Genomic DNA, 24,662 nt, shown 5'->3' with positions numbered 1-24,662 from the left:
CGCGAACCCGCCGAACAACTGTAGGAGCGAGCTTGCTCGCGAAAAATCTTCACCGCGCTACAAATTCAAAGGCCGGGTTAACGCTTCGCGAGCAAGCTCGCTCCTACAGGATCAGGCCAGTGTTTTCAGGAACGCCGCGACCTTGGCCGCCGCTGACTCCAGATGCTGCTCATGGGTGCAACCGGAGGCCTTCAGCGGCTTGAGATCGTGATCAGCGGCCGCCAGCCAATACAGCTCGATACTCGGTGCCAGTGAGTAGGCCTCGACCGCCTGACGGTTGCCCAGGGCGTCACGCTCGCCCTGCACGATCAGGCTCGGCGTCGCCAGTTCGGCCAGGTGCGCCACCCGCGGCTTCTCCGGCTTGCCCGCCGCATAGAAGGGATAACCCAGGCACACCAGGGCATCGGCCGCCAGCTCGTCGGCCAGCAGGCTGGCCATGCGCCCGCCCATGGACTTGCCACCCAGCGCCAGGCCCCCAGTGACATAAGGTCGCACCAGAGCATGCACCTCACGCCAGCATTCCAGGAGTTTGGGAGCCGGGTTGGGCGGCCGCTTGCCGCCGTCCAGGCGCCGCTGGGCCATGTAGGGAAACTCGAAGCGCAAGACGTTCACCCCATGCCCGGCAAGGCGTGCAGCGATGTCGTTCATGAACCCGCTGTCCATCGGCGCGCCGGCACCGTGGGCCAGGATCAGCGTTGGTGCCTGCAACGGGTCGGCAACAGCGGCGACCTCCCATAACCAGCCGCGTTCCTGCACGCACTGCGCCCATTGATCCCCGTCAATACTGGCCTTGTGCTCATTGCTCATGCTTGCCTCGCTTTTAGTCTGCCTATAACTCCAGACGAAGTGAGCGCGCCTTGCCGTGCGCAGTCGCTTTCACTTCAGCTGAACCGTGGATGGGGAACCATGAACACTTCTATCAGTACCGCCTACAACTACAAGGTGGTCCGCCAATTCGCCATTATGACGGTGGTGTGGGGCATCGTCGGCATGGGGCTCGGGGTTTTTCTCGCTGCCCAGTTGGTCTGGCCTGAACTCAACTTCGACCTACCGTGGACCAGCTTCGGCCGTCTACGTCCTTTGCACACCAACGCCGTGATCTTCGCCTTTGGTGGCTGCGCGCTGTTTGCCAGCTCGTTCTACTCGGTGCAACGCACCTGCCAGACTCAGTTGTTCGCGCCGAAAATCGCCGCGTTCTGCTTCTGGGGCTGGCAACTGGTGATCCTCCTGGCGGCCATCAGCCTGCCATTGGGCTACACCAGCTCCAAGGAATACGCCGAACTGGAATGGCCGATCGATATCCTGATCACCATTGTCTGGGTGGCCTACGCCATCGTGTTCTTCGGCACCCTGATGCAGCGCAAGACCAAGCACATCTATGTGGGCAACTGGTTCTTCGGCGCCTTCATCATCACCGTGGCCATCCTGCACATCGTCAACAACCTGGAACTGCCGGTCAGCTTCACCAAGTCCTACTCGGTGTATGCCGGTGCAACCGATGCGATGGTGCAATGGTGGTACGGCCACAACGCCGTGGGCTTCTTCCTGACCGCGGGCTTCCTGGGGATGATGTACTACTTCGTACCCAAGCAGGCCGAGCGTCCGGTGTACTCCTACCGCTTGTCCATCGTGCACTTCTGGGCACTGATCACCCTGTACATCTGGGCCGGTCCGCACCACTTGCACTACACCGCGCTGCCGGACTGGGCTCAGTCCTTAGGGATGGTGATGTCGCTGGTACTGCTGGCGCCAAGCTGGGGCGGCATGATCAACGGCATGATGACCCTCTCGGGTGCCTGGCATAAGCTGCGCAGCGACCCGATCCTGCGCTTCTTGGTGGTGTCCCTGGCGTTCTACGGCATGTCGACCTTCGAAGGTCCGATGATGGCGATCAAGACCGTCAACGCTCTCTCGCACTACACCGACTGGACCATCGGCCACGTACACGCCGGCGCTCTGGGCTGGGTAGCGATGATCTCCATCGGCGCCCTGTACCACCTGATCCCGAAAGTCTTCGGCCGCGAGCAGATGTACAGCACTGGCCTGATCAACACCCACTTCTGGCTCGCCACCATCGGCACCGTGCTGTACATCGCCTCGATGTGGGTCAACGGTATCGCCCAGGGCCTGATGTGGCGCGCGGTCAACGAAGACGGCACCCTCACCTACTCCTTCGTCGAAACCCTGGTGGCCAGCCACCCAGGCTTCATCGTGCGACTGGTCGGTGGTGCGATCTTCCTTAGCGGCATGTTCCTGATGGCTTACAACACCTGGCGCACCGTGCGTGCCGCAGTGCCAGCCGAAGTCAACGCCGCTGCGCAGATGGCCTGAGGAGTCCGCCATGAAACACGAAACGATTGAAAAAAACGTCGGCCTGCTGATGCTGCTGATGGTCTTCGCGGTGAGCATCGGCGGTCTGACCCAGATCGTCCCGCTGTTCTTCCAGGACGTCACCAACAAGCCGGTGGAAGGCATGAAGCCCTACACCGCGCTGCAACTGGAAGGCCGCGACATCTACATCCGCGAAGGCTGCGTGCAGTGCCACTCGCAGATGATCCGTCCGTTCCGCGCCGAAACCGAACGTTATGGCCACTACTCGGTAGCCGGTGAGAGCGTCTGGGACCATCCGTTCCTGTGGGGTTCCAAGCGTACCGGTCCGGACCTGGCCCGGGTTGGCGGCCGCTACTCCGATGACTGGCACCGCGCGCACTTGTACAACCCGCGCAACGTCGTGCCCGAGTCGAAGATGCCGGCCTATCCGTGGCTGGTGAACGCACCGGTGGATAGCAGCCATACCGAAACCAAGCTCAAGGTCATGCGCACCCTGGGTGTGCCGTACACCGACGAAGACATCGCCGGCGCTACTGCCACGCTCAAGGGCAAGACCGAGATGGACGCCCTGGTGTCCTACCTGCAAGTGCTTGGCACTGCGATCAAGAGCAAGAGGTGAGCCATGGGTTTTGAACTCGATAGCGGCATGATCCGCGGGCTCGGGACCCTGGTGGTGATGATCGCCTTCGTCGGCCTGTCGATCTGGGTGTTCAACTCAAAACGCAATCCCGAGTTTGCCCAGGCACGCCTGCTGCCCTTCGCCGACGACCCGATGCCGGGTGCGGCACCGGCCGGCAACACAACTGATGACGCTCAACCTCAAGAGCCTGCAACAAGGAGCATTCGGCCATGACCACCTTCTGGAGTACGTGGATCTGCGTACTGACCATCGGCAGCCTGATCGGCCTGACCTGGCTACTGGTCGGCACCCGCAAGGGTGAAACCAAGGGCAGCGTGGACCAGACCATGGGCCACGCCTTCGATGGCATCGAGGAGTACGACAACCCCCTGCCGCAATGGTGGTTCCTGCTGTTCGCCGGGACCCTGGTGTTTTCCGTGGGCTACCTGATCCTCTACCCGGGCCTGGGCAACTGGAAAGGCGTCCTGCCGGGCTATGAAGACGGCTGGACCCAGACCAAGGAATGGGAAAAGGAAATGGCCAAGGCCGACGTGAAATTTGGGCCGATCTTCGCCAAATTCGCAGCCATGCCCGTGGAAGAGGTAGCCAAGGACCCGCAGGCACTGAAGATGGGCGGACGCCTGTTCGCCTCCAACTGCTCGGTGTGCCACGGCTCTGACGCCAAGGGTGCCTTCGGCTTCCCCAACCTGGCGGACGACAACTGGCGCTGGGGCGGCAGTGCCGACACCATCAAGGCCACCATCATGGGCGGCCGCATGGCAGCCATGCCGGCCTGGGGTGACGTGCTCAAGGAAGCAGGCGTGAAGAACGTAGCGGCTTATGTCCGTCACGAACTGGCCGGCCTGCCCCTGCCTGCCGACAGCGACGCCGACCTGGTGGCCGGACAGCAAGCGTTCAGCACCACCTGCGTAGCCTGCCACGGCGCCAACGGCAAGGGCACCCAGATCATGGGCGCGCCCGACCTGACCCAGCCGGCCGGCTTCATCTACGGCACCAGCCTGGCGCAACTGCAACAGACCATCCGTCATGGTCGCCAGGGCCACATGCCAGCGCAGAGCGAACTGCTCGGCAATGACAAGGTGCAACTGCTGGCCGCCTACGTGTACAGCCTGTCCCACAACAGCAGCAACAAGCCACAAGCTGAAAGCGCCAAGTAAGGGATCAACGGCAAGCTGCGAGATTTCACTTGCAGCTTGCCGCTTGAAGCTTTCCCTCCTGCCTCTTTGCGACCAAGTGTCGCACCCTCTCTCCCCACTTCGTTTGCACTCATCCGATTCAGGTCTAAGCTTGCCCCGATGGGGACTGGCAAGGGCTGGTCACAGGCCAACGGTATCCGTGACGTTCGAAGCTTCCGCTCGATGACAGGCCGCAAAGGCTGGTTTATACCGGCTGTCGACTCGCTTACCGCCTGTCAGCTGATCCATCAGCTTCCACACACCCGGTTACAACCAACCTGACACCCCCCGAATCCTGTCCACTGCGACAGTCTGTCCGAGGGCATTTTTTTGTCCCTACTCGGCATAGGGAAAGGCCGCAGAATCAGGCATGGAACGCATTGACCCAGGTCATGGCGCGTTGCAATGACCCCCTGCTTTCTCCATACTTGCGGCCGATTTTTATCCCTAATAAAACACCCAAACCGTGGAACCTTAGAATGAGCACAGCAATCAGTCCGACTGCTTATAACTATAAGGTAGTCCGCCAGTTCGCCATCATGACGGTGGTCTGGGGGATCCTTGGCATGGGGCTCGGTGTCTTCATCGCGTCGCAACTGGTCTGGCCGGAGTTGAACTTCGGTCTGCCATGGACGACCTTTGGACGCTTGCGCCCGCTGCACACCAACCTGGTGATCTTCGCCTTCGGTGGATGTGCATTGTTTGCCACCTCTTACTATGTCGTGCAGCGAACCTGCCAGACGCGACTGATTTCCGACAGCCTCGCGGCCTTCACCTTCTGGGGTTGGCAAGCGGTGATCGTCGGCGCGATCGTGACCCTGCCACTGGGTTACACCACCACCAAGGAATACGCCGAACTGGAATGGCCCCTGGCTATCCTGCTGGCGATCGTCTGGGTCACCTACGGCCTGGTGTTCTTTGGCACCATCACCAAGCGCAAGACCAAGCACATCTATGTCGGCAACTGGTTCTACGGTGCCTTCATTGTGGTGACCGCGATGCTGCACATCGTCAACCACGCTTCCCTGCCGGTCAGCTTCTTCAAGTCCTACTCGGCCTACGCCGGTGCGACTGACGCGATGATCCAGTGGTGGTACGGGCACAACGCCGTGGGCTTCTTCCTGACCACCGGTTTCCTAGGGATGATGTACTACTTCGTACCCAAGCAGGCCGAGCGTCCGATCTACTCGTATCGCCTGTCCATCGTGCACTTCTGGGCGCTGATCACCCTGTACATCTGGGCCGGTCCGCACCACCTGCACTACACCGCACTGCCGGACTGGGCCCAGTCCCTGGGCATGGCCATGTCGATCATCCTGCTGGCTCCGAGCTGGGGCGGCATGATCAACGGCATGATGACCCTGTCGGGCGCCTGGCATAAGCTGCGCACCGACCCGATCCTGCGCTTCCTGGTGGTGTCCCTGGCGTTCTACGGCATGTCGACCTTCGAAGGTCCGATGATGGCGATCAAGACCGTCAACTCGCTGTCCCACTACACTGACTGGACCATCGGCCACGTACACGCCGGCGCTCTGGGCTGGGTAGCGATGATCTCCATCGGCGCCCTGTACCACCTGATCCCGAAAGTCTTCGGCCGTCAGCAGATGCACAGCATCGGCCTGATCAACACCCACTTCTGGCTGGCTACCATCGGTACCGTGCTGTACATCGCCTCGATGTGGGTCAACGGCATTACCCAGGGCCTGATGTGGCGTGCAATCAACGACGACGGCACCCTCACCTACTCCTTCGTCGAAGCGCTGCAAGCCAGTCACCCGGGCTTCATCGTCCGCGCCCTGGGCGGTGCGTTCTTCGCCACCGGCATGCTGATCATGGCGTACAACGTGTTCCGCACCGTTCGCGCCTCGAACCCGGCTGAAGCTGAAGCCGCCGCTCAGATCGCTGTAGTTGGAGCTCACTGATGAAGCACGAAGTAGTCGAGAAGAACATTGGCCTGCTGGCCTTCTTCATGGTCATCGCCGTCAGCATCGGCGGCCTGACCCAGATCGTCCCGCTGTTCTTCCAGGACGTCACCAACAAGCCGGTGGAAGGCATGAAGCCGCGCACCGCGCTGGAACTGGAAGGCCGCGACGTGTACATCGCCAACGGCTGTGTCGGCTGCCATTCGCAGATGATCCGTCCGTTCCGCGCCGAAACCGAACGTTATGGCCACTACTCGGTGGCTGGTGAAAGCGTCTGGGACCACCCGTTCCTGTGGGGTTCCAAGCGTACCGGTCCGGACCTGGCCCGAGTGGGCGGTCGTTACTCCGATGACTGGCAGCGTGCGCACCTGTACAACCCGCGCAACGTCGTCCCCGAGTCGAAGATGCCGGCTTATCCGTTCCTCGTAGAAAACAAGCTCGACGGCAAAGACACCGCGAAGAAAATGGAAGTCTTGCGCACGCTCGGCGTCCCTTACACCGACGAAGACATCGCCGGCGCCAAGGATGCTGTGAAGGGCAAAACCGAAATGGACGCGCTGGTGGCCTATCTGCAAGGCCTGGGCACCATCATCAAAAGCAAACGGTGATCTAGATGGATATCGGGATGATTCGTGGCCTGGGCACCCTTGTTGTGATGGTGGCCTTCATCGGTTTGGCACTCTGGGTGTTCAGCCCCAAGCGCAAGTCCGAGTTTGAAGACGCAACCTTGCTGCCGTTCGCGGATGATCCCGACGCCATCAAGCACGTCGAGCAAGCTTCTAGGAGTAACAAAGAATGACTACGTTCTGGAGTCTGTACGTCACAGTCCTCAGTCTGGGTACCATCTTCGCCCTGACCTGGCTGCTGCTGTCGACCCGCAAGGGCCAGCGCGCCGAGCAGACCGACGAGACGGTCGGCCACTCCTTCGACGGGATCGAGGAGTACGACAACCCGCTGCCGAAATGGTGGTTCATGCTGTTCGTCGGCACCATCGTCTTCGCCTTGGGCTACCTGGTGCTGTACCCCGGCCTGGGCAACTGGAAAGGCGTCCTGCCGGGCTACAACTACCTCGATAACGAGAAGCAGACCCCATTCGCCAATGGCCAGTCCGGCTGGACCGGCGTGCACGAGTGGGAAAAGGAAATGGCCAAGTCGGATGCCAAGTTCGGTCCGATCTTCGCCAAGTACGCCGCCATGCCGATCGAGGAAGTCGCCAAGGACCCGCAAGCCCTGAAAATGGGCGGTCGCCTGTTCGCTTCCAACTGCTCGGTCTGCCACGGCTCCGACGCCAAGGGCGCCTATGGCTTCCCCAACCTGACCGACGCCGACTGGCGCTGGGGCGGCGAGCCGGAAACCATCAAGGCCACCATCATGGGCGGTCGCCACGCGGTGATGCCGGCCTGGCTGGACGTGATCAAGGAACAAGGCGTCAGCGACGTTGCCGCTTATGTCCTGACCAACCTCGACGGTCGCAAGCTGCCGGAAGGCATCAAGGCCGATCCGGTCAATGGCCAGAAGCTGTTCGCCGCCAACTGCGCGGTCTGCCACGGTCCGGAAGGCAAAGGCACCCCAGCCATGGGCGCGCCCAACCTGACTCACCCGGCAGCCTTCATCTACGGTTCGAGCTTTGCGCAACTGCAGCAGACCATTCGTTACGGCCGCCAGGGCGTGATGCCTGCGCAGGAACAACTGCAAGGCAACGACAAGGTTCACCTGCTGGCCGCTTATGTCTACAGCCTGTCTCACGGTGACAAGCAGGCCGACGCCGAGTAAGACCGACGCCTGAAAGCAACACCCGACGGCCCCGCCAATCAACATTGGCGGGGCCGTTTTGTTTGCGCCTGGCATCGACCGATGCGCGACGGCGGATCACCCTTTCCGGCAACCCGGTAGCCAGGTTTCTAAGATATGGCGGACTTCAAAACCTGCGGCGTACACCTGCACGCCCCCTGGAAGAATTGAACGGCGCGACGGGCAAAAGGGTCCATAATCCACAAGTCAATTGATTCAAGTCATTACACCATCAGTTGACTTCCCCCAACGCGACCAAAGGTCGCACCCTTGCGCTAGAGCTACAGGCGTATCATTGCGCCACTGCAACACCCCTTTTGACCGCGGTCGGCACGTACTGACCGAGGCATTTTTCCACTGCCGTGGGATGCAATGATGAGCAACCAGATTCCCGTACAAGACGTTACCCCGCCTGCCAAAAACGCGACCAACAGCGTCGATCTCTACGCCTCCAGGGAAAAAATCTACACCCGCGCCTTCACTGGCCTGTTCCGCAACCTGCGCATGCTCGGCGGCGCCGGATTGTTCCTCCTGTACTTCGGCACCGTGTGGCTCAACTGGGGTGGCCACCAGGCCGTCTGGTGGAACCTGCCAGAGCGCAAGTTCTTCATTTTCGGCGCAACATTCTGGCCCCAGGACTTCATTCTGCTCTCGGGCCTGTTGATCATTGCCGCCTTCGGCCTGTTCTTCATCACCGTCTATGCGGGACGTATCTGGTGCGGCTACACCTGCCCACAGAGCGTCTGGACCTGGATCTTCATGTGGTGCGAAAAGGTCACCGAAGGCGACCGCAACCAGCGCATCAAGCTGGACAAGGCGCCCATGAGCGCCAACAAGTTCCTGCGCAAGCTGAGCAAGCACAGCCTCTGGCTGCTGATCGGCTTCGTCACCGGCATGACCTTCGTCGGCTACTTCTCGCCGATCCGCGAACTGGTCATCGACTTCTTCACCGGCCAGGCCGATGGCTGGTCGTATTTCTGGGTCGGTTTCTTCACCCTGGCCACCTACGGCAACGCCGGTTGGCTGCGCGAGCAAGTGTGCATCTACATGTGCCCCTACGCGCGCTTCCAGAGCGTGATGTTCGACAAGGACACGCTGATCGTCTCCTACGACCCGCGCCGTGGCGAAAGCCGTGGCCCGCGCAAGAAAGGCGCCGACTACAAGGCCCAGGGCCTGGGCGACTGCATCGACTGCACCATGTGCGTCCAGGTCTGCCCAACCGGCATCGACATCCGCGACGGCCTGCAGATCGAATGCATCGGCTGCGCCGCCTGCATCGACGCCTGCGACAGCATCATGGACAAGATGGACTACCCCCGCGGGCTCATCAGCTACACCACCGAGCACAACCTCTCCGGGCAGAAAACCCATAAACTGCGCCCACGCCTGATTGGCTACGCCTTGGTGCTGCTGGCCATGATCAGCCTGCTGATCAGCGCATTCTTCATGCGCTCGCTGGTGGGTTTCGACGTCAGCAAGGACCGCGTGCTGTACCGCGAAAACGCCGAAGGGCGGATCGAGAACGTCTACAGCCTGAAGATCATGAACAAGGACCAGCGCGATCACACCTATGTGCTGGACGCCGCCGGCCTGCCGGATCTGAAGCTGCAGGGCAAACGCGAAATCCACGTGGTGGCCGGCGATATCGTCAGCATGCCGGTGGAGCTGTCGATTGCTCCTGAGCACCTGCCCTCGACCACCAACGAGGTGAAGTTCATCCTTGAGGATGCTGACGACAGCAGCGTCCACGTTGAAGCCAAGAGCCGATTCATCGGCCCACAAATCCGTTAAGAGCCAAGAGAAGTGATCATGCCCGCAGCTACCGCCACCAGCCCCTGGTACAAACACCTCTGGCCCTGGATCATCATTGGCATTCTCGCCTGTTCGGTGACCCTGACCCTGTCCATGGTGACCATTGCCGTGAACAACCCGGACAACCTGGTCAATGACAACTACTACGAGGCCGGCAAGGGCATCAACCGCTCCCTGGATCGCGAACTGCTGGCCCAGACCCTGAAGATGCGCGCCAGCGTGCATCTGGACGAGCTGACCGGCGAAGTGGAGCTGCGCCTGAGCGGCAACAGCCAGCCCAAGACCCTGGAGCTGAACCTGATTTCGCCGACCCAGCCGGAAAAAGACCGCAAGATCACCCTGGCCCGCAGCGAAACCGAACACGGCCGCTACATCGGCCAGTTGAACGATCAGGTCGAAGGCCGACGCTTCGTCGAGTTGCTGGGCGTCGAAGGCGACAAGACCTGGCGCATGTTCGAAGAGGAACAGGTCAGCCACGACAAGGACCTGCTGCTGGGTGACGAGCCGCTGCAAGGAGCGGAAGACCTGAACTGATCCACCCCCGTCATCCATCGCCGGTCCGCCGCCTACCTCCCTTTCGGGACTGGAGTCGAGCGGCCGGCGATGAGTTTTTCCCCGACCACAAAGATCGCCGATGACCACGCCACTGCCCTGCTACCACTGCGCCCTGCCGGTTCCCGCCGGCAGCCGGTTCACCGCCGTCGTGCTCGGCGAATCCCGGGAGTTCTGCTGTCCGGGTTGCCAGGCAGTGGCCGAGGCCATAGTCGCCGGCGGTCTGGAGCACTACTACAGCCATCGCAGCGAAGCCTCGGCCAACCCCGAAGCCCTGCCCTTGCAGTTGGTCGACGAGCTGGCACTGTATGACCGTGCCGACGTGCAGCAGCCTTTCGTCCGTCACCAGGGCGAACTGGCGGAAACCACCCTGCTCATGGAAGGCATCAGTTGCGCTGCTTGCGGCTGGCTGATCGAAAAACACCTGCGCAGCCTGCCGGCAGTGGCCGAGGCCCGACTCAACCTGTCCAACCACCGCCTGCATGTACGCTGGGCCGACAGCCAACTGCCGCTGAGCCAGGTGCTCAGCGAGCTGCGCCACATCGGCTACGCGGCCCACCCCTACCAGCCGGATCGCGCCTCCGAGCAACTGGCCAGCGAGAACCGCCTGGCCCTGCGCCAGCTGGGGGTCGCCGGACTGCTGTGGTTCCAGGCCATGATGGCGACCATGGCCACCTGGCCGGAATTCAATATCGACCTGAGCCCGGAACTGCACACCATCCTGCGCTGGGTCGCGCTGTTCCTCACCACCCCGATCGTCTTCTACAGCTGCGCGCCCTTCTTCAAAGGCGCCATGCGTGACTTGCGTACCCGTCACCTGACCATGGATGTCTCGGTATCCCTGGCCATAGGCGGGGCCTACCTGGCGGGCATCTGGACCGCCATCAGCGGTGTCGGCGAACTGTATTTCGACGCTGTAGGCATGTTCGCCCTGTTCCTCCTCGCCGGCCGTTACCTGGAACGTCGGGCCCGGGAACGCACCGCAGCAGCCACCGCGCAGTTGGTCAACCTGTTGCCTGCCTCCTGCCTGCGCCTGGGCCAGGACGGTCAGAGTGAACGTATCCTGCTCACCGAACTGCGCCTGGGCGACCGGGTGCTGGTACACCCCGGCGCGGTGCTGCCGGCCGACGGCAAGATCCTCGATGGCCAGTCGAGCATCGACGAATCCCTGCTCACCGGCGAGTACCTGCCACAGCCACGCAGCCTGGGAGACAGCGTCACTGCCGGCACTCTGAACGTCGAAGGCGCGCTGACGGTGGAGGTTCAGGCCCTGGGTCAGGACACCCGACTGTCCGCCATTGTCCGCCTGCTGGACCGTGCCCAGGCGGAAAAGCCCCGACTGGCCGAAGTGGCCGACCGTGCAGCCCAGTGGTTCCTGTTGTTCTCGCTGATCGCAGCTGCAGCCATCGGCCTGCTGTGGTGGCAACTGGACGCTTCGCGAGCCTTCTGGATCGTCCTGGCCATGCTGGTCGCCACCTGCCCTTGTGCGCTGTCCCTGGCCACCCCCACCGCCCTGACCGCCGCCACCGGCACCTTGCACAAGCTTGGTCTGCTGCTGACCCGTGGCCATGTGCTGGAAGGCTTGAACCAGATCGACACAGTGATTTTCGACAAGACCGGCACCCTGACCGAAGGGCGCCTGGCTTTGCGCACCATCCGCCCCCTGGGGAGCTTGTCCGGCGATGCCTGCCTGAGTCTCGCCGCCGCCCTGGAGAACCGCTCCGAACACCCGATTGCCCGGGCCTTCGGCCGGGCCCCGGTAGCCGCGCAAGACGTTACCAGCAGCCCGGGCCTGGGCCTGGAAGGCCTGGTGGGTGAACAGCGCCTGCGCATCGGCCAGCCAACGTTCGTCTGCGAACTCAGCGGCTGCCCGGTGCCGAGCATGCCCGACGAAGCCGGGCAGTGGCTGTTGCTGGGGGATAGCCAGGGCGCTCTCGCCTGGCTGGTGCTCGATGACCGGCTGCGCAGCGACGCCCCCGCGCTCCTGGCCGCCTGCAAGGCTCGCGGCTGGCATACCCTGCTGCTGTCCGGAGACAGCTCGCCGATGGTCGCCAGCGTCGCAGCCGAGCTGCAGATCGACGAGGCCCGGGGCGGCCTGCGTCCGGACGACAAACTGCAGGTATTGCAACAACTGCATCAACAGGGCCGCAAAGTGTTGATGCTTGGCGATGGCGTCAACGACGTCCCGGTGCTGGCCGCCGCCGATATCAGTGTCGCCATGGGTTCAGCCACCGACCTGGCCAAGACCAGCGCCGACGCGGTGCTCCTGTCCAATCGCCTGGACGCACTGGTGCAGGCCTTCAGCCTGGCGCGCCGGACCCGTCGGGTGATTATCGAGAACCTGCTCTGGGCCGGACTGTACAATGGCCTGATGCTGCCGTTCGCCGCCCTCGGCTGGATCACCCCGGTGTGGGCCGCGGTCGGCATGTCCATCAGTTCCCTGACCGTGGTGCTCAATGCCCTGCGCCTGACCCGCATGCCGCGGCCGGCCGCCAGTGCCAGTACCCCCGAACCCCGCCCGTTGCCGGCCTGAGCCGCCGGGCCTGGAGTCCAGATGCCAGCTCTTTATGTGATGATCCCGGCCGCTCTGCTGATCGTGGCCATCGCCATCTACATCTTCTTCTGGGCCGTGGACAGCGGTCAGTACGACGACCTCGACGGTCCGGCCCACAGCATCCTGTTCGACGACCAGGACCCAAGCCACACCGCCGCGGTGGACGAAGCCAAGGGCCAGCCAGACGCCCCGACCGAAGCCACCCGCAAAACGGAACCACCCCATGCTTGAACTGGCGCCCCTGCTGGTTTCAGCGGTGATACTCGGCCTGCTGGGCGGCGGTCACTGCCTGGGCATGTGCGGCGGCCTGATGGGCGCCCTGACCCTGGCGATCCCCCGGGAACAGCGCAGCCGGCGGTTTCGCCTGTTGCTGGCCTACAACCTGGGTCGCATCCTCAGCTATGCCCTGGCCGGCCTGTTGCTGGGCCTGGCCGGCTGGGCGGTGGCCAACAGCCCGGTCGCGCTGTTCATGCGGATACTGGCCGGACTGCTTTTGATTGCCATGGGCCTGTACCTCGCCGGGTGGTGGAGCGGCCTGACCCGCATCGAAGGGTTGGGCAAGGGCCTGTGGCGGCATATCCAGCCAGTGGCCAATCGTCTGTTGCCGGTGTCCAGCCTGCCTCGCGCATTGCTCCTCGGGGCGCTCTGGGGCTGGCTGCCCTGCGGCCTGGTGTACAGCACCCTGCTGTGGTCGGCGAGCCAGGGCAATGCCCTCGACAGCGCCCTGTTGATGCTGGCCTTCGGCCTCGGCACCTGGCCGGTCCTGCTGGCCACCGGCCTGGCGGCAGAGCGGGTCACGGCCCTGTTGCGGCGGCGCAGCGTGCGCCTGGCCGGTGGCCTGCTGGTCATTCTCTTCGGCCTCTGGACCCTGCCCGGTCCTCACCAGCACTGGCTGATGGGCCACTGACCCCGGGACCGAGCCCGGCAACCGGGCTCGCACGCCCCGCCGGCGCTACCCCGGCAGCTCCCGAACACCCTTGATACAAGTCAAGATGGCCGCGCCCCTAACCTCCTAGACTCGCGAACACTGCCAGCCTATCCGGGGGAATTCCCGCATGCTCGACGCCATTCGTTGGGACACAGATCTGATCCGCCGCTATGACCTGGCGGGACCGCGCTACACCTCATACCCGACCGCCGTGCAATTCAACAGCCAGGTCGGCGCCTTCGATCTGCTGCACGCCCTGCGTGACAGCCGCAAGGCCCAGCGCCCGCTGTCGCTGTACGTGCACATCCCGTTCTGCGCCAACATCTGCTACTACTGCGCCTGCAACAAGGTCATCACCAAGGATCGCAGCCGTGCCCTGCCCTACCTGCAACGCCTGGAACAGGAGATGCAACTGATCGCCTGCCACTTGGCGCCCAACCAGCGGGTCGAGCAGTTGCATTTCGGCGGCGGCACTCCGACCTTTCTCAATCACGACGAGTTGCGCCAGCTGATGGCCTTGCTGCGCAAGCATTTCAACCTGCTCGAAGATGACTCCGGCGACTACGGTATCGAGATCGACCCTCGCGAAGCCGACTGGTCGACCATGGGTCTGCTGCGAGAGCTGGGCTTCAACCGGGTGAGCATCGGTCTGCAAGACCTGGACCCGGCCGTGCAGCGCGCAGTCAACCGCCTGCAGAGCCTGGAGGAAACCCGAGCGGTGATCGAAGCGGCTCGCACCCTGCAATTTCGCTCCATCAACATCGACCTGATCTACGGCCTGCCCAAACAGACTGCGGAACACTTTGCCCGCACCGTGGAAGAAGTCATCAACCTGCAGCCCGACCGGCTCTCGGTGTTCAACTACGCCCATCTGCCCGAGCGCTTCATGCCGCAACGACGGATCAACGGCAGTGAACTGCCGGCCCCGGCAGAGAAACTGGAAATGCTGCAACGCACCATCGAACAGCTGACCGCTGCCGGTTATCGCTACATCGGCATGGACCATTTCGCCCTTCCCGATGACGAGTTGGCGATCGCCCAGGAAGAATCGACCCTACAGCGCAACTTCCAGGGTTACACCACTCATGGCCATTGCGACCTGATCGGCTTGGGCGTTTCCGCGATCAGCCAGATCGGTGATCTCTATTGCCAGAACAGCAGCGATCTGACGCACTATCAAAATGCCTTGGCGGGCGCACAACTGGCCACTAGTCGCGGCCTGGTCTGCAATGCCGACGACCGTCTGCGCCGTGAAGTTATTCAACAACTGATCTGCAACTTTAGTCTTAAGTTCGAAGATATAGAGAAAGCCTTCAATATCGACTTTCGCGGCTACTTCAATGAACTATGGCCGGACTTGCAGGAGATGGACGACGATGGACTGATTCAACTAAGCCCCGAGGCCATCACCGTACTTCCGGCGGGACGCCTGTTGGTGCGTTCGGTATGCATGATCTTCGATGCTTACTTGGGGCAGCAGAATCGCCAGCGTTTTTCTCGGGTTATCTAGGATTTCATGAGCAAAGCAGAGGCCTTCACCACCTGCTCGGGGCTCAAGCCGGCATCCCTCATCGCCTTGGCCAATGAGGCGTTGGCGGTCAGCAATCCGCTGTTGAGGGCCGCCAGGGCCGTTTGCAGGCTGCCGATCCTGGCCTTGACCTCATCCGGGCTCAGGCGCTTGTCGGCCATGGCGGCCTGAAGCTGGGCCAGCTTTTCAGCAATCTGTTGTTGCAATTTTCTGATCATTTTGAGGAGCTTTTGAATATTTTCCGGCAGGCCGCTTTCCTCGATGTCACTGTCATCGCCCGCAGCACTGGAGGATTTCTGCAGTCCGGCCCCCGACAGCGACACTTTGACGCCCTCTCCGAGCACCGGCTCTGCAACTAATGACGAACCTCTTAGTTCATCGGCCTCGTTGCTTTTCGAAGATTCAGAAAGTAGCTGCAAGTTATTGCTGCCATTAGTAATACCGCCAACAAAGGACATAGTTGCGGCGCTCCAAGTTGTTTTCGTTAACAGGTTATCGACCCACAAAAGGATTGCTTTACGACTCACAGTCAATACGGCACGGACTGGCCGGAACCTCCTCCCGTGAGTTACCCTTACGGCTTATGTGTGTTTTCCCACAAGGATTCTAGAATGTCCGAGCCAGTTAAACTGCGCGCTCATAACCAGGCCCATTGCAAGGATTGCAGCCTGGCCCCTCTGTGCCTGCCACTTTCCTTGAATTTGGAAGACATGGACGCGCTGGACGAAATCGTCAAACGTGGCCGCCCATTGAAAAAAGGCGAATTTCTGTTCCGTCAGGGTGACGGCTTCGATTCGGTGTATGCCGTGCGTTCCGGCGCCCTGAAAACCTTCAGCCTCAGCGACGGCGGCGAAGAGCAGATCACCGGTTTCCACCTGCCCAGCGAGCTGGTGGGGCTGTCCGGCATGGACACTGAAAGCCATCCGGTTTCGGCCCAGGCCCTGGAAACCACTTCGGTATGTGAAATCCCCTTCGAACGTCTCGACGAACTGGCCCTGCAACTGCCGCAACTGCGTCGCCAACTGATGCGCGTCATGAGCCGGGAAATCCGTGATGACCAGCAAATGATGCTGCTGCTGTCGAAAAAGACCGCCGACGAACGCATTGCCACCTTCCTGGTCAACCTGTCGGCCCGGTTCCGCGCCCGCGGTTTCTCGGCCAACCAGTTCCGCCTGAGCATGTCGCGCAACGAAATCGGCAACTACCTGGGCCTGGCGGTGGAAACCGTATCCCGGGTGTTCACCCGCTTCCAGCAGAACGAACTGATTGCCGCCGAAGGCAAGGAAGTGCACATCCTCGATCCGATCCAGCTGTGCGCCCTGGCCGGGGGCTCGGTGGAAGGCTGATCCACGGCACTCGCGACTGAGCCAAGCCGCTCGGTCGCGGCTATACTGGCGCGGCCCAAATTGCCCGCCAGGACACCTGCAGATGGCCTTCGATTCCTTTGACATCAAATCCCTGATCCGCCCCGTCGTCGACTTCCCGAAACCCGGGGTGATCTTCCGTGATATCACTCCCTTGTTCCAGTCTCCCCGGGCCCTGCGCCTGGTGGCCGACAGTTTCGCCCAGCGTTATGTCGAAGCAGACTTCAGCCACATCGGCGCCATGGATGCCCGAGGCTTCCTGATCGGCTCGATCATCGCCTACCAGTTGAACAAACCACTGATTCTGTTCCGCAAACAGGGCAAGCTGCCGGCCGATGTGCTGGCCGAGGGTTACCAGACCGAGTACGGCGAAGCCTTCCTTGAGGTGCATGCCGACAGCCTGTGCGAAGGCGACTCGGTGTTGATGTTCGATGACCTGATCGCCACCGGCGGCACCCTGATAGCCGCCGCCAACCTGGTACGCCGCATGGGCGCGAAGATCTACGAGGCCGCCGCCATTATCGACCTGCCGGAACTGGGAGGCTCGCAGAAGCTGGAAGACATGGGCATCCCGACTTTCTGCCTGACCCAGTTCTCTCTGAGCGAACGTTGAAGCCAACACCGACAGTCGCCCCCAGCTGCCTGCCGGTGCCGGCCCGATTGCTCAACCTGCTTGTCTGGCAGAAGAACGACAAACCGCTACTGATTCCGGCGCGCGACTAGAGCCCCATCTGCTTGCTGATGATTTCGTTCATCACTTCGCGGGTGCCGCCGCCAATGGAGAGGATGCGGTTATCCCGATACAGGCGTTCCACCAGACTGTCACGCATGTAGCCCATGCCGCCGAGTATCTGCACCGCATCGTGGGTGATGCGATCGGCGGTGTCGGTGGCGAAGTTCTTGGCCATGGAAATCTCCTTGATCACGCTTTTGCCGGCAGCCATCTGCGCTGCCTGGCGATAGGTGAATTCCCGGGACACCTCAAGGGCCGTGGCCATCTCCGCCAGACGATGCTTGAGCACCTGGAACTTGGCGATGGGCTTGCCGAACGCCTCGCGCTCCCGGGCCCACTTCAGGCTCTCCTCCAGTGCCATCTGCGCGGTCATGTTGGCCATCAGCGCCAGGGCCAGGCGCTCGCTCTGAAAGTTGCCCATGATGCAGGCAAAGCCCATGTCCTGGGCACCGATCAGGTTGCCCACCGGCACCCGGCAATCGTCGAAGAACAGCTCGGCGGTGTCCGAGGCCCACCAGCCCATCTTTTTCAGCTGCCGGCCCACCGTGAAGCCGGGACTGCCCTTCTCGATCAGCAGCAGGCTGATGCCGCCATAGCCGGGTTCTCCGGTGCGCACCGCGACGGTGTAGTAATCGGCGCGCACGCCGCTGGTAATGAAGGTCTTGCTGCCGCTGACCCGATAATGATCACCGTCGCGCACGGCGCGGGTCTGCAGGTTGGCCACATCCGATCCGCCACTGGGCTCGGTCACCGCCAGCGCGCAGATCTTCTCTCCGGACAGCACCTGGGGCACAACCCGCTCGCGCACTTCGGGACGGGCCCATTTGACGATGGGCGGCAGGCCGATATCCAGTGACCCCAGTCCTGCCACCAAGCCGCCAGAGCCGCTGCGCATCAACTCTTCGCTGGCGGCGATCTTGGCGAACAGATCACCTTCGTGACTGCCGCCCAGGGCTTCGGGATAGCCGATACCGAGAATCCCGGCGGCACCGGCCTTGAGATACAGCTCACGGGGAAAGCTTTCGGCCTCCTCCCACTGCTGGATCTCGGGGAGAATTTCGCGCTCGACGAAACGTCGCACGCTGTCGCGGACCAACTGGTGGCTGGGATCGAAGTATTCCTGGCAGGCAGACATCGGCAAGCTCCTCTGAAGGGTCGAGGGAACTTACCAAGCGCTTGCTTGGTTTTCAAGGCGATCCGTATCTCCGCGCCAGCCGATACGCCGGCTCTGGCCAACGAAGGCTACAGGGCTATGGGTTTGCGACCGGCAAAGGAGTGGGCCAGGGTGCCGCCGTCCACCAGCTCCAGCTCGCCACCCAGCGGCACGCCATGGGCGATGCGCGAGGTGATCAGGCCTTTGTTGGTCAGCAGTTGGGCAATGTAGTGGGCCGTGGCTTCGCCCTCTACCGTCGGGTTGGTGGCCAGGATGACCTCGGTAAAGCTGCCCTGCTCCTCGATCCGCGCCAGCAACTGCGGAATGCCGATGGCTTCCGGGCCCAGGCCATCCAAAGGCGACAAATGGCCCTTGAGCACGAAGTAACGACCGCGATAGCCGGTCTGCTCCACCGCATAGACATCCATCGGACCTTCCACCACGCACAGCAGCGTGTCATCACGGCGCGGATCGGCACATTGCGGGCACAGTTCGTCTTCGGTCAGGGTCCGGCATTGACGGCAGTGTCCGACCCCTTCCATGGCCTGGCTCAGGGCCTGGGCCAGACGCAAGCCGCCGCTGCGATCACGCTCAAGCAGTTGCAAGGCCATGCGCTGGGCGGTTTTCTGACCCACGCCTGGCAAAGTGCGCAGGGCGTCGATCAGTTGGCAAATCAGGGGGCTGAAGCTCATGGGCAAAGGTCCGACAAAACGACGAGACGCGGTTTATACCCGCGCCTCGGCATAGCGTCAAATGCTCGCGTCCGGCGCAACCTTGACCACCAGCTTGCCGAAGTTGCGCCCCTCCAACAGACCGATGAAGGCTTCGCGCCCCCGGGGCGCCATGGCCCTGATGAATTGCGGATGACGGTCGCCGTACCCGCTTGGCCAACAAGACGCACTGCAACAGCGGCAGGCGATCTGGCTTCAAGGATTGGCGAGGACGGTATAGGGCGCAGCCTCCCCAAAGGGACAATGAGGTTCACTCCTTCCAAGCGGGGTTGTTCGACGGCACAAAAAAGCCAGGCTCGAAGCCTGGCTTGTGTGCATCCCATCCGAAGCGCCGGGGCGAATCAGAACGGCAGCTTCATACCTGGAGGCAGTTGCATGCCGGCGGTCATGCCGGACATTTTTTCCTGGCTGTTGGACTCGATCTTGCGCACGGCATCGTTGACCGCCGCGGCAAACAGGTCTTCCAGCACTTCACGGTCATCTTCGCTGACGCCTTCGAGCAGGCTCGGGTCGATGCTTACGCGCTTGATGTCGTGACGACCGGTCATGACCACAGTGACCATGTCGCCGCCGGCCTTGCCGGTGACTTCAGCGTTGGCCAGTTCTTCCTGCATCTTGGCCATTTTTTCCTGCATCTGCTGTGCCTGCTTCATCAGGCCGGCCATGCCACCTTTCATCATGGGAATTACCTCAAAGTACGGGGATGGAAACAGCGCCCGGCTCGCGGCCCGACGCCCTTTAAGCAATCAACCCTGCGCGGCCGGAGCCTCGACAGGTTCAATAGTATCGTGGCGCACCAAGGCGCCGAACTCCTGGACCATCTGCTGGATGAACGGATCGCCGTGGATCGAATCCTCCGCCTCGCGCTGACGGTCGGCGCGGCGTCGTGAAGCCGCCTGGGCCGGGGTTTCCTGCTCGGGCTTGATCAGCTCGATGGCCAAGTTCAGGGTGCGGCCATGGTACTGGTTCAACGCATCGTTGAGGCGCCGCTGCTGAGTGGCGTTGAACAGCGCGCTATGGGCCGGGTCCAGGTGCAGCAGCCAATTGTCGCCATCCACAGCCATCAAGGTGCAGTTGGCAGCGATGCTACCGGTCATGCCGGAAATCGGCAGCTTCGGAAACAGTTCCAGCCACTCCAGGGCCAGTCCGGTGGCCGGCTTGGCGGCGGGCTCCGGCTCGGGTTCCGGGGCCGGTTCGGCGGCGTGCTCACTGGCCAGCTCGTCGAGGTAGCTGTAGGCCGAATCCATGTCCGGCTCGATGTAGTCCTCGTCCAGGGGCGGTTCGTCGTCCAGGTCGATTCCCGGTGTGGCGGCATCGACTTCGGCCACGCTCGGCTCGGGCACCGGCGCACTGACCCACTCCGGCGCGTCCGGCACCACGCTGTCCGGCGCAGGAGTCGGCATCGGCGTCAGCTCGGGCTGTTCGGCCACCACATCCAGCAGCGGCTCCACAGCAGCCTGCTGCTCGGCCGGCGGTTCTACAGGATCATTCCAAGGCAGGTCGATCACTTCTTCAGCGACTGCCGGCTCTGGTTCAACGACCAGCGCTTGAGTCACCTCCGGCACGACAGGCACGGGAGCGGCCACTGGCACTGGCACTGGCACTGGAATGGACGCGGCAGCCGCGACCGGCGCGCTGGCAATCGGAGCAACGGCAGCCACAGGCACCGCAGGAGCGGGTGCCGCCACGGCTTGGGCGGAATCAACTGTGGCCTGGCTGATCCCCACTGGCTTTAGCGGCTGTCTCGGCGCATCCGCGGTATCCGCCGGGCGGAAGGCCAGCATCCGCAGCAGGACCATCTCGAAGCCCCCTCGCGGGTCCGGCGCCAAGGGCAGGTCGCGGCGGCCGATCAGGCCCATCTGGTAATAGAACTGCACGTCTTCGGCCGGCAGCGCCTGGGCCAGGGCCAGCACCCGATCACGGTCGCCATGACCGTTGTCGACCCCTTCCGGCAGGGCCTGGGCGATCGCTACCCGATGCAGCACGTTGAGAATTTCCGAGAGTACGCCGTTCCAGTCCGGGCCTTGCTCCGCCAGATGACGCACCGCTTCCAGCAGCGCCTTGGCGTCGCCATTGATCAAAGCATGCAGCACGTCGTAGACCTGGCCATGATCGAGGGTGCCGAGCATGGCCCGCACATCGGCGGCCATGACCTTGCCCTCACCGAAGGCGATGGCCTGGTCGGTCAGGCTCATGGCATCGCGCATCGAGCCGTCGGCGGCGCGACCCAGCAGCCACAGCGCATCATCCTCGAACGGCACGTTCTCCACACCCAGTACATGGCTGAGGTGCTCCACCACCCGCTCGGGGGTCATGTTTTTCAGGGAAAACTGCAGGCAACGCGACAGGATGGTCGCCGGCAGCTTCTGTGGATCGGTGGTCGCCAGGATGAACTTGACGTAGGGCGGCGGCTCTTCAAGGGTCTTGAGCAACGCGTTGAACGAGTGACTGGAGAGCATGTGCACTTCGTCGATCAGATAGACCTTGAAGCGCCCGCGGCTCGGTGCGTACTGCACGTTGTCCAGCAGTTCACGGGTGTCCTCGACCTTGGTCCGGCTCGCGGCGTCGATCTCGATCAGGTCGACGAAACGCCCCTCATCGATCTCGCAGCACACCGAGCAGGTGCCGCACGGCGTGGAAGTGATGCCTGTTTCACAGTTCAGGCATTTGGCAATGATCCGCGCGATGGTGGTCTTGCCCACCCCGCGGGTGCCGGTAAACAGATAGGCGTGGTGCAGCCGCTGGCTGTCCAAGGCATTGATCAGAGCCTTGAGCACATGGGTCTGGCCGACCATTTCGCGGAACGAGCGCGGACGCCATTTACGTGCAAGAACCTGATAACTCATCGAAAACCGTCGCAACTGGAAAGCGGAAGCCGGTAATGCTAGCGGAGCAAGGGCGAAATTGCATCCGGCGCGCTTGTCTAATCTGTCTAAGCTGCATTTTGCCAAGGATGGCTCGGCCGTTTTAACCGTGGGAGACCGTATGCGTTTGACCTGGAGCGCCCTGCTGCTGTTGAGCGCCAGCCTGGAAGCCGCCGAGGCGCCTTTACGCTTCGTGATTGCCGACAGCTGGGCCATGCCGAGCATCGAGATCGAAGGCGAGCAACCCACCTCAGGCATCCTTTACGACACCATGAACAGCCTGGCCCGCCACCTGGGCACCCGCCCCGAGTTTCACGTCCTGGCCCGGGCGCGGGTGCAGAACGCCATGGCCCAGGGCGAGGTGGATGTACGCTGCTTCGCCGCCCAGGCCTGGCTGCCGAACCTGTCCGAGGACTATCTGTGGAGCGTGCCGCTGTTCGTGCAACGCAACCTGCTGGTAAGCGACCGCCCGCATCAGGCTCCGCTCAATCCCCAGGACTTGCCGACGCAGCACATCGGCACCGTGCTGAGCTACACCTACACCGCCTTGCAGCCGCTGTTCGACAGTGCCCGGCTGATTCGTGACGATGCGCGCAACGAGGAGCAGGTCCTGCAAAAACTCCAGGTCGGGCGCTATCACTACGCAATTGCCAGCCAATGGACCCTGGACTGGTTCAACAAGACCCAGGCCTCCGGCAAACCGCTGCACCGCGTCGCGCTGCTGCAGGAGCAGGCCGTGAGCTGCTACGTGCGTAACGACCCGGCAGTGCCGGCCCGGCGCATCCTGCGCGCCCTGCTGCAGATGAAAATGTCCGGCGAAATCGATGCCATCGTCCAGCGCTACGTCGAACCGATGTCCAGTGCCAGCACCTCCGACGCCGCCGGGCCCTGAATTTCGCCGTGGCGCCATGCCTGCGGTGGCTGAAAAGCGCATCCCCACTGCAGCACCGCGTCAGCCGGCATGGGCACGGCGATGAAGTCACCCTGAGCCACCTCGCAGCCCAGAGCCATCAAGCGCTCGGCGTGGGCCAGGCTTTCCAGGCCCTCGGCCACCACTTGCCGACCAAAGGCCCGGGCCAGCCCTATCAGGGCCTGGATCAGCGCCTGATCATCCTGGTCATGCAGCATGTCGCGGACAAACAGACGATCGATCTTGATGGTCTGGGTGCGCAGGCGCTTGAGGTAACTGAGGGACGAATGCCCGGTGCCGAAATGCCCCAGGGAGAACTGCACGCCCAGCGCCTGACAGGCATCGAGGCAATCGCTGACCCGCTGAATGTTCTCGATGGCCGCCGACTCGACGATCTCCAGCTCCAGCAACGCCGGCGAAACCTGCGGGTAGCGTTCGAGCATCTCCTTGAGCCGCTCGACAAAATCCGGGCGCTGGAAATGCCGGGCCGCGACGTTCAGGCTCACCGACCAGCCATGGCCCGCCGCCTGCCAGTCCTGCAGGCGCATCATCACCTGGTCCATGACCCATTCGCCGATGTCGACGATCAGATCGGTTTCCTCCACCTGCGGCAGAAACTCCTGGGAGCCGAGCATGCCCCGTTGCGGATGCTGCCAGCGCAGCATCGCCTCGAAGCCCAGCACCGCACCGCTGCGCAGGTTGACCTTGGGCTGGAAGTACAGCTGCAACTCACCGGCGTTCAGCGCCTGACGCACCTGTTCCACGGTCTGGTAGGTGACCATGACCTCACGATCACGCAACACATCGAACAGATGGAAACGGTTGCGCCCGCTCTGCTTGGCCACGTACATGGCCTGATCGGCATGGCGCAGCAGGGTGTCGGCGTCGTGGTTATCGGTGGGGAACAGGGTCACGCCGATGCTGGCAAAGACATTGATGTCCTTGCCCTGGATCGAATAGGGCTGGGAGATGGTGGCCAGCACCCGTTGCAGCGCTGCACGCAGCTCCAACATGTCGCGCACATAGCGCAGGATCAGCACGAACTCGTCGCCGGCCAGGCGCGCCACCACATCCTCACCGCGAATGATCGAACGCAGCCGCGCCGCCACTTCCACCAGCAGCAAGTCGCCGCAGGCGTGGCCGTAGCCATCGTTGACGGCCTTGAAGCCGTCGAGGTCGAGCATGCACACCGCCAGGGGGATGTCCTCTCGGCGGGAGAACTCCAGGGCCTGATGCAGCAAGTCGGAAAGAAAGGCCCGGTTGGGCAGACCGGTGAGCACGTCATGCCCGACCCGCCATTGCAGCGAATGCAGCAACTGGCGCTTTTCGCTGACATCGAAGCGAATCGACACGTAGCGCATCACCTTGCCGGAACGCTGGTCGATCAGGGGCACCATGGTGCTGTCGACCCAGTACAGGCTGCCATCCTTGGCCCGGTTACAGATCTCGCCCTTCCACACCCGGCCCTGGGAAATGGTCTGCCACAGCTCACTGAAGAACTCCGGTGGGTGCAGCCCCGAGCTGAGCATCCGGTGGTTGGCCCCGATCAGCTCATCCCGGCTATAGCCCGAGACCTGGCAGAACAGGTCGTTGACATAGGTGATGCAGCCGCCGAGATCAGTCTCGGAGAAGATGGCGGCGGCATCGACGGCCCTGCGGTATTTCTCATCCATG

24 protein-coding genes and 1 pseudogene are annotated in these 24,662 nt (G+C 62.5%); 17 read left to right on the top strand and 8 right to left on the bottom strand.

All coding sequences use genetic code 11. The annotated features are described in order from the left end of the window. Nucleotides 1-111: 111 nt before the first annotated feature. The gene (locus DNK59_RS09765; protein ID WP_110723067.1) at nt 112-807 is read right to left on the bottom strand and encodes an alpha/beta family hydrolase; all 696 of its coding nucleotides are present in this window, start codon (nt 805-807) and stop codon (nt 112-114) included. Between the two features lie 99 nt (nt 808-906). Here DNK59_RS09765 and ccoN (DNK59_RS09760) point away from each other — a divergent pair, with 99 nt between their 5' ends. The 14 genes from ccoN (DNK59_RS09760) (at nt 907) to hemN (ending at nt 15,215) form a co-directional block, all read left to right on the top strand. Next, the gene (ccoN, locus tag DNK59_RS09760; RefSeq protein WP_092316610.1) at nt 907-2,331 is read left to right on the top strand and encodes a cytochrome-c oxidase, cbb3-type subunit I; all 1,425 of its coding nucleotides are present in this window, start codon (nt 907-909) and stop codon (nt 2,329-2,331) included. A gap of 10 nt (nt 2,332-2,341) precedes the next feature. Further along, on the top strand, nt 2,342-2,950 hold the full coding sequence (gene ccoO / locus DNK59_RS09755) for a cytochrome-c oxidase, cbb3-type subunit II (RefSeq protein ID WP_016967270.1): 609 nt from the start codon (nt 2,342-2,344) through the stop codon (nt 2,948-2,950). Between the two features lie 3 nt (nt 2,951-2,953). Next, nucleotides 2,954-3,184 carry a cbb3-type cytochrome c oxidase subunit 3 gene (locus DNK59_RS09750; protein ID WP_016967269.1) on the top strand — a complete coding sequence of 77 codons (231 nt, stop codon included), beginning with the start codon at nt 2,954-2,956 and terminating at the stop codon, nt 3,182-3,184. Beyond that, nucleotides 3,181-4,128 carry a cytochrome-c oxidase, cbb3-type subunit III gene (gene ccoP / locus DNK59_RS09745; protein WP_110723066.1) on the top strand — a complete coding sequence of 316 codons (948 nt, stop codon included), beginning with the start codon at nt 3,181-3,183 and terminating at the stop codon, nt 4,126-4,128. The genes DNK59_RS09750 and ccoP (DNK59_RS09745) overlap by 4 nt, the downstream gene beginning before the upstream one ends. Before the next feature lie 497 nt (nt 4,129-4,625). Beyond that, nucleotides 4,626-6,068 carry a cytochrome-c oxidase, cbb3-type subunit I gene (gene ccoN, locus DNK59_RS09740; protein ID WP_011060241.1) on the top strand — a complete coding sequence of 481 codons (1,443 nt, stop codon included), beginning with the start codon at nt 4,626-4,628 and terminating at the stop codon, nt 6,066-6,068. Beyond that, a complete protein-coding gene (gene ccoO, locus DNK59_RS09735; protein WP_011060240.1) occupies nt 6,068-6,676 on the top strand; it encodes a cytochrome-c oxidase, cbb3-type subunit II in 609 nt (202 codons plus the stop codon). The genes ccoN (DNK59_RS09740) and ccoO (DNK59_RS09735) overlap by 1 nt, the downstream gene beginning before the upstream one ends. 5 nt (nt 6,677-6,681) lie before the next feature. After that, nucleotides 6,682-6,867 carry a CcoQ/FixQ family Cbb3-type cytochrome c oxidase assembly chaperone gene (locus DNK59_RS09730; protein WP_011060239.1) on the top strand — a complete coding sequence of 62 codons (186 nt, stop codon included), beginning with the start codon at nt 6,682-6,684 and terminating at the stop codon, nt 6,865-6,867. Then, the gene (gene ccoP, locus DNK59_RS09725; protein ID WP_016966607.1) at nt 6,864-7,841 is read left to right on the top strand and encodes a cytochrome-c oxidase, cbb3-type subunit III; all 978 of its coding nucleotides are present in this window, start codon (nt 6,864-6,866) and stop codon (nt 7,839-7,841) included. The genes DNK59_RS09730 and ccoP (DNK59_RS09725) overlap by 4 nt, the downstream gene beginning before the upstream one ends. Nucleotides 7,842-8,234: 393 nt before the next feature. Continuing rightward, nucleotides 8,235-9,650, top strand: a complete 1,416-nt coding sequence (gene ccoG / locus DNK59_RS09720; RefSeq protein ID WP_092316614.1) for a cytochrome c oxidase accessory protein CcoG — start codon at nt 8,235-8,237, stop codon at nt 9,648-9,650. 18 nt (nt 9,651-9,668) lie between these two features. Then, nucleotides 9,669-10,205 (top strand): FixH family protein, encoded by a 537-nt coding sequence (locus DNK59_RS09715; protein ID WP_110723065.1) that lies wholly within the window; start codon nt 9,669-9,671, stop codon nt 10,203-10,205. A gap of 100 nt (nt 10,206-10,305) precedes the next feature. Beyond that, nucleotides 10,306-12,756, top strand: a complete 2,451-nt coding sequence (locus DNK59_RS09710) for a heavy metal translocating P-type ATPase (protein WP_110723064.1) — start codon at nt 10,306-10,308, stop codon at nt 12,754-12,756. A 21-nt stretch (nt 12,757-12,777) separates the two neighbouring features. Continuing rightward, nucleotides 12,778-13,008 (top strand): cbb3-type cytochrome oxidase assembly protein CcoS, encoded by a 231-nt coding sequence (ccoS, locus tag DNK59_RS09705; protein ID WP_060838332.1) that lies wholly within the window; start codon nt 12,778-12,780, stop codon nt 13,006-13,008. After that, nucleotides 13,001-13,684: a sulfite exporter TauE/SafE family protein gene (locus tag DNK59_RS09700; RefSeq protein ID WP_092316620.1), complete on the top strand. Its 684-nt coding sequence runs from the start codon at nt 13,001-13,003 to the stop codon at nt 13,682-13,684. The genes ccoS and DNK59_RS09700 overlap by 8 nt, the downstream gene beginning before the upstream one ends. A gap of 148 nt (nt 13,685-13,832) precedes the next feature. Continuing rightward, nucleotides 13,833-15,215 carry an oxygen-independent coproporphyrinogen III oxidase gene (hemN, locus tag DNK59_RS09695; RefSeq protein ID WP_110723063.1) on the top strand — a complete coding sequence of 461 codons (1,383 nt, stop codon included), beginning with the start codon at nt 13,833-13,835 and terminating at the stop codon, nt 15,213-15,215. On the opposite strand, the gene DNK59_RS09690 is transcribed toward hemN, so the two are convergent. Continuing rightward, a complete protein-coding gene (locus DNK59_RS09690) occupies nt 15,212-15,691 on the bottom strand; it encodes a hypothetical protein (protein ID WP_110723062.1) in 480 nt (159 codons plus the stop codon). The genes hemN and DNK59_RS09690 overlap by 4 nt on opposite strands. Nucleotides 15,692-15,844: 153 nt before the next feature. Between DNK59_RS09690 and fnr the strand changes: the two genes are divergently transcribed. Next, nucleotides 15,845-16,579: a fumarate/nitrate reduction transcriptional regulator Fnr gene (gene fnr, locus DNK59_RS09685; protein WP_092316626.1), complete on the top strand. Its 735-nt coding sequence runs from the start codon at nt 15,845-15,847 to the stop codon at nt 16,577-16,579. Between the two features lie 82 nt (nt 16,580-16,661). Then, nucleotides 16,662-17,210: an adenine phosphoribosyltransferase gene (locus DNK59_RS09680; RefSeq protein ID WP_092316628.1), complete on the top strand. Its 549-nt coding sequence runs from the start codon at nt 16,662-16,664 to the stop codon at nt 17,208-17,210. Between the two features lie 106 nt (nt 17,211-17,316). Here DNK59_RS09680 and DNK59_RS09675 read toward each other — a convergent pair whose 3' ends face one another. The 5 genes and pseudogenes from DNK59_RS09675 to dnaX all read right to left on the bottom strand — a co-directional run bounded on the left by DNK59_RS09675 (nt 17,317) and on the right by dnaX (nt 22,060). Continuing rightward, the gene (locus DNK59_RS09675) at nt 17,317-18,465 is read right to left on the bottom strand and encodes an acyl-CoA dehydrogenase family protein (RefSeq protein ID WP_110723061.1); all 1,149 of its coding nucleotides are present in this window, start codon (nt 18,463-18,465) and stop codon (nt 17,317-17,319) included. A 107-nt stretch (nt 18,466-18,572) separates the two neighbouring features. Continuing rightward, on the bottom strand, nt 18,573-19,175 hold the full coding sequence (gene recR, locus DNK59_RS09670) for a recombination mediator RecR (RefSeq protein WP_110723060.1): 603 nt from the start codon (nt 19,173-19,175) through the stop codon (nt 18,573-18,575). Between the two features lie 57 nt (nt 19,176-19,232). After that, nucleotides 19,233-19,407, bottom strand: a pseudogene (locus DNK59_RS09665) (NADP-dependent oxidoreductase); the annotation flags it as partial. Between the two features lie 148 nt (nt 19,408-19,555). Next, a complete protein-coding gene (locus DNK59_RS09660) occupies nt 19,556-19,894 on the bottom strand; it encodes a YbaB/EbfC family nucleoid-associated protein (protein WP_015634779.1) in 339 nt (112 codons plus the stop codon). 66 nt (nt 19,895-19,960) lie between these two features. Then, nucleotides 19,961-22,060, bottom strand: a complete 2,100-nt coding sequence (gene dnaX, locus DNK59_RS09655; protein ID WP_110723059.1) for a DNA polymerase III subunit gamma/tau — start codon at nt 22,058-22,060, stop codon at nt 19,961-19,963. A 139-nt stretch (nt 22,061-22,199) separates the two neighbouring features. On the opposite strand from dnaX, the gene DNK59_RS09650 reads away from it, so the two are divergent. Beyond that, nucleotides 22,200-22,970, top strand: a complete 771-nt coding sequence (locus tag DNK59_RS09650; protein WP_110723058.1) for an ABC transporter substrate-binding protein — start codon at nt 22,200-22,202, stop codon at nt 22,968-22,970. On the opposite strand, the gene DNK59_RS09645 is transcribed toward DNK59_RS09650, so the two are convergent. Then, the gene (locus DNK59_RS09645; RefSeq protein WP_110723057.1) at nt 22,919-24,661 is read right to left on the bottom strand and encodes a bifunctional diguanylate cyclase/phosphodiesterase; all 1,743 of its coding nucleotides are present in this window, start codon (nt 24,659-24,661) and stop codon (nt 22,919-22,921) included. The two genes, DNK59_RS09650 and DNK59_RS09645, sit on opposite strands and share 52 nt — an antisense overlap. Between the last annotated feature and the right edge of the window lies 1 nt (nt 24,662).

The organism is Pseudomonas sp. TKO26 (assembly GCF_003225665.1).
GTDB classification, from domain to species: Bacteria; Pseudomonadota; Gammaproteobacteria; order Pseudomonadales; family Pseudomonadaceae; genus Aquipseudomonas; species Aquipseudomonas saponiphila.
This window is presented reverse-complemented; position numbering and strand designations above follow the sequence as displayed.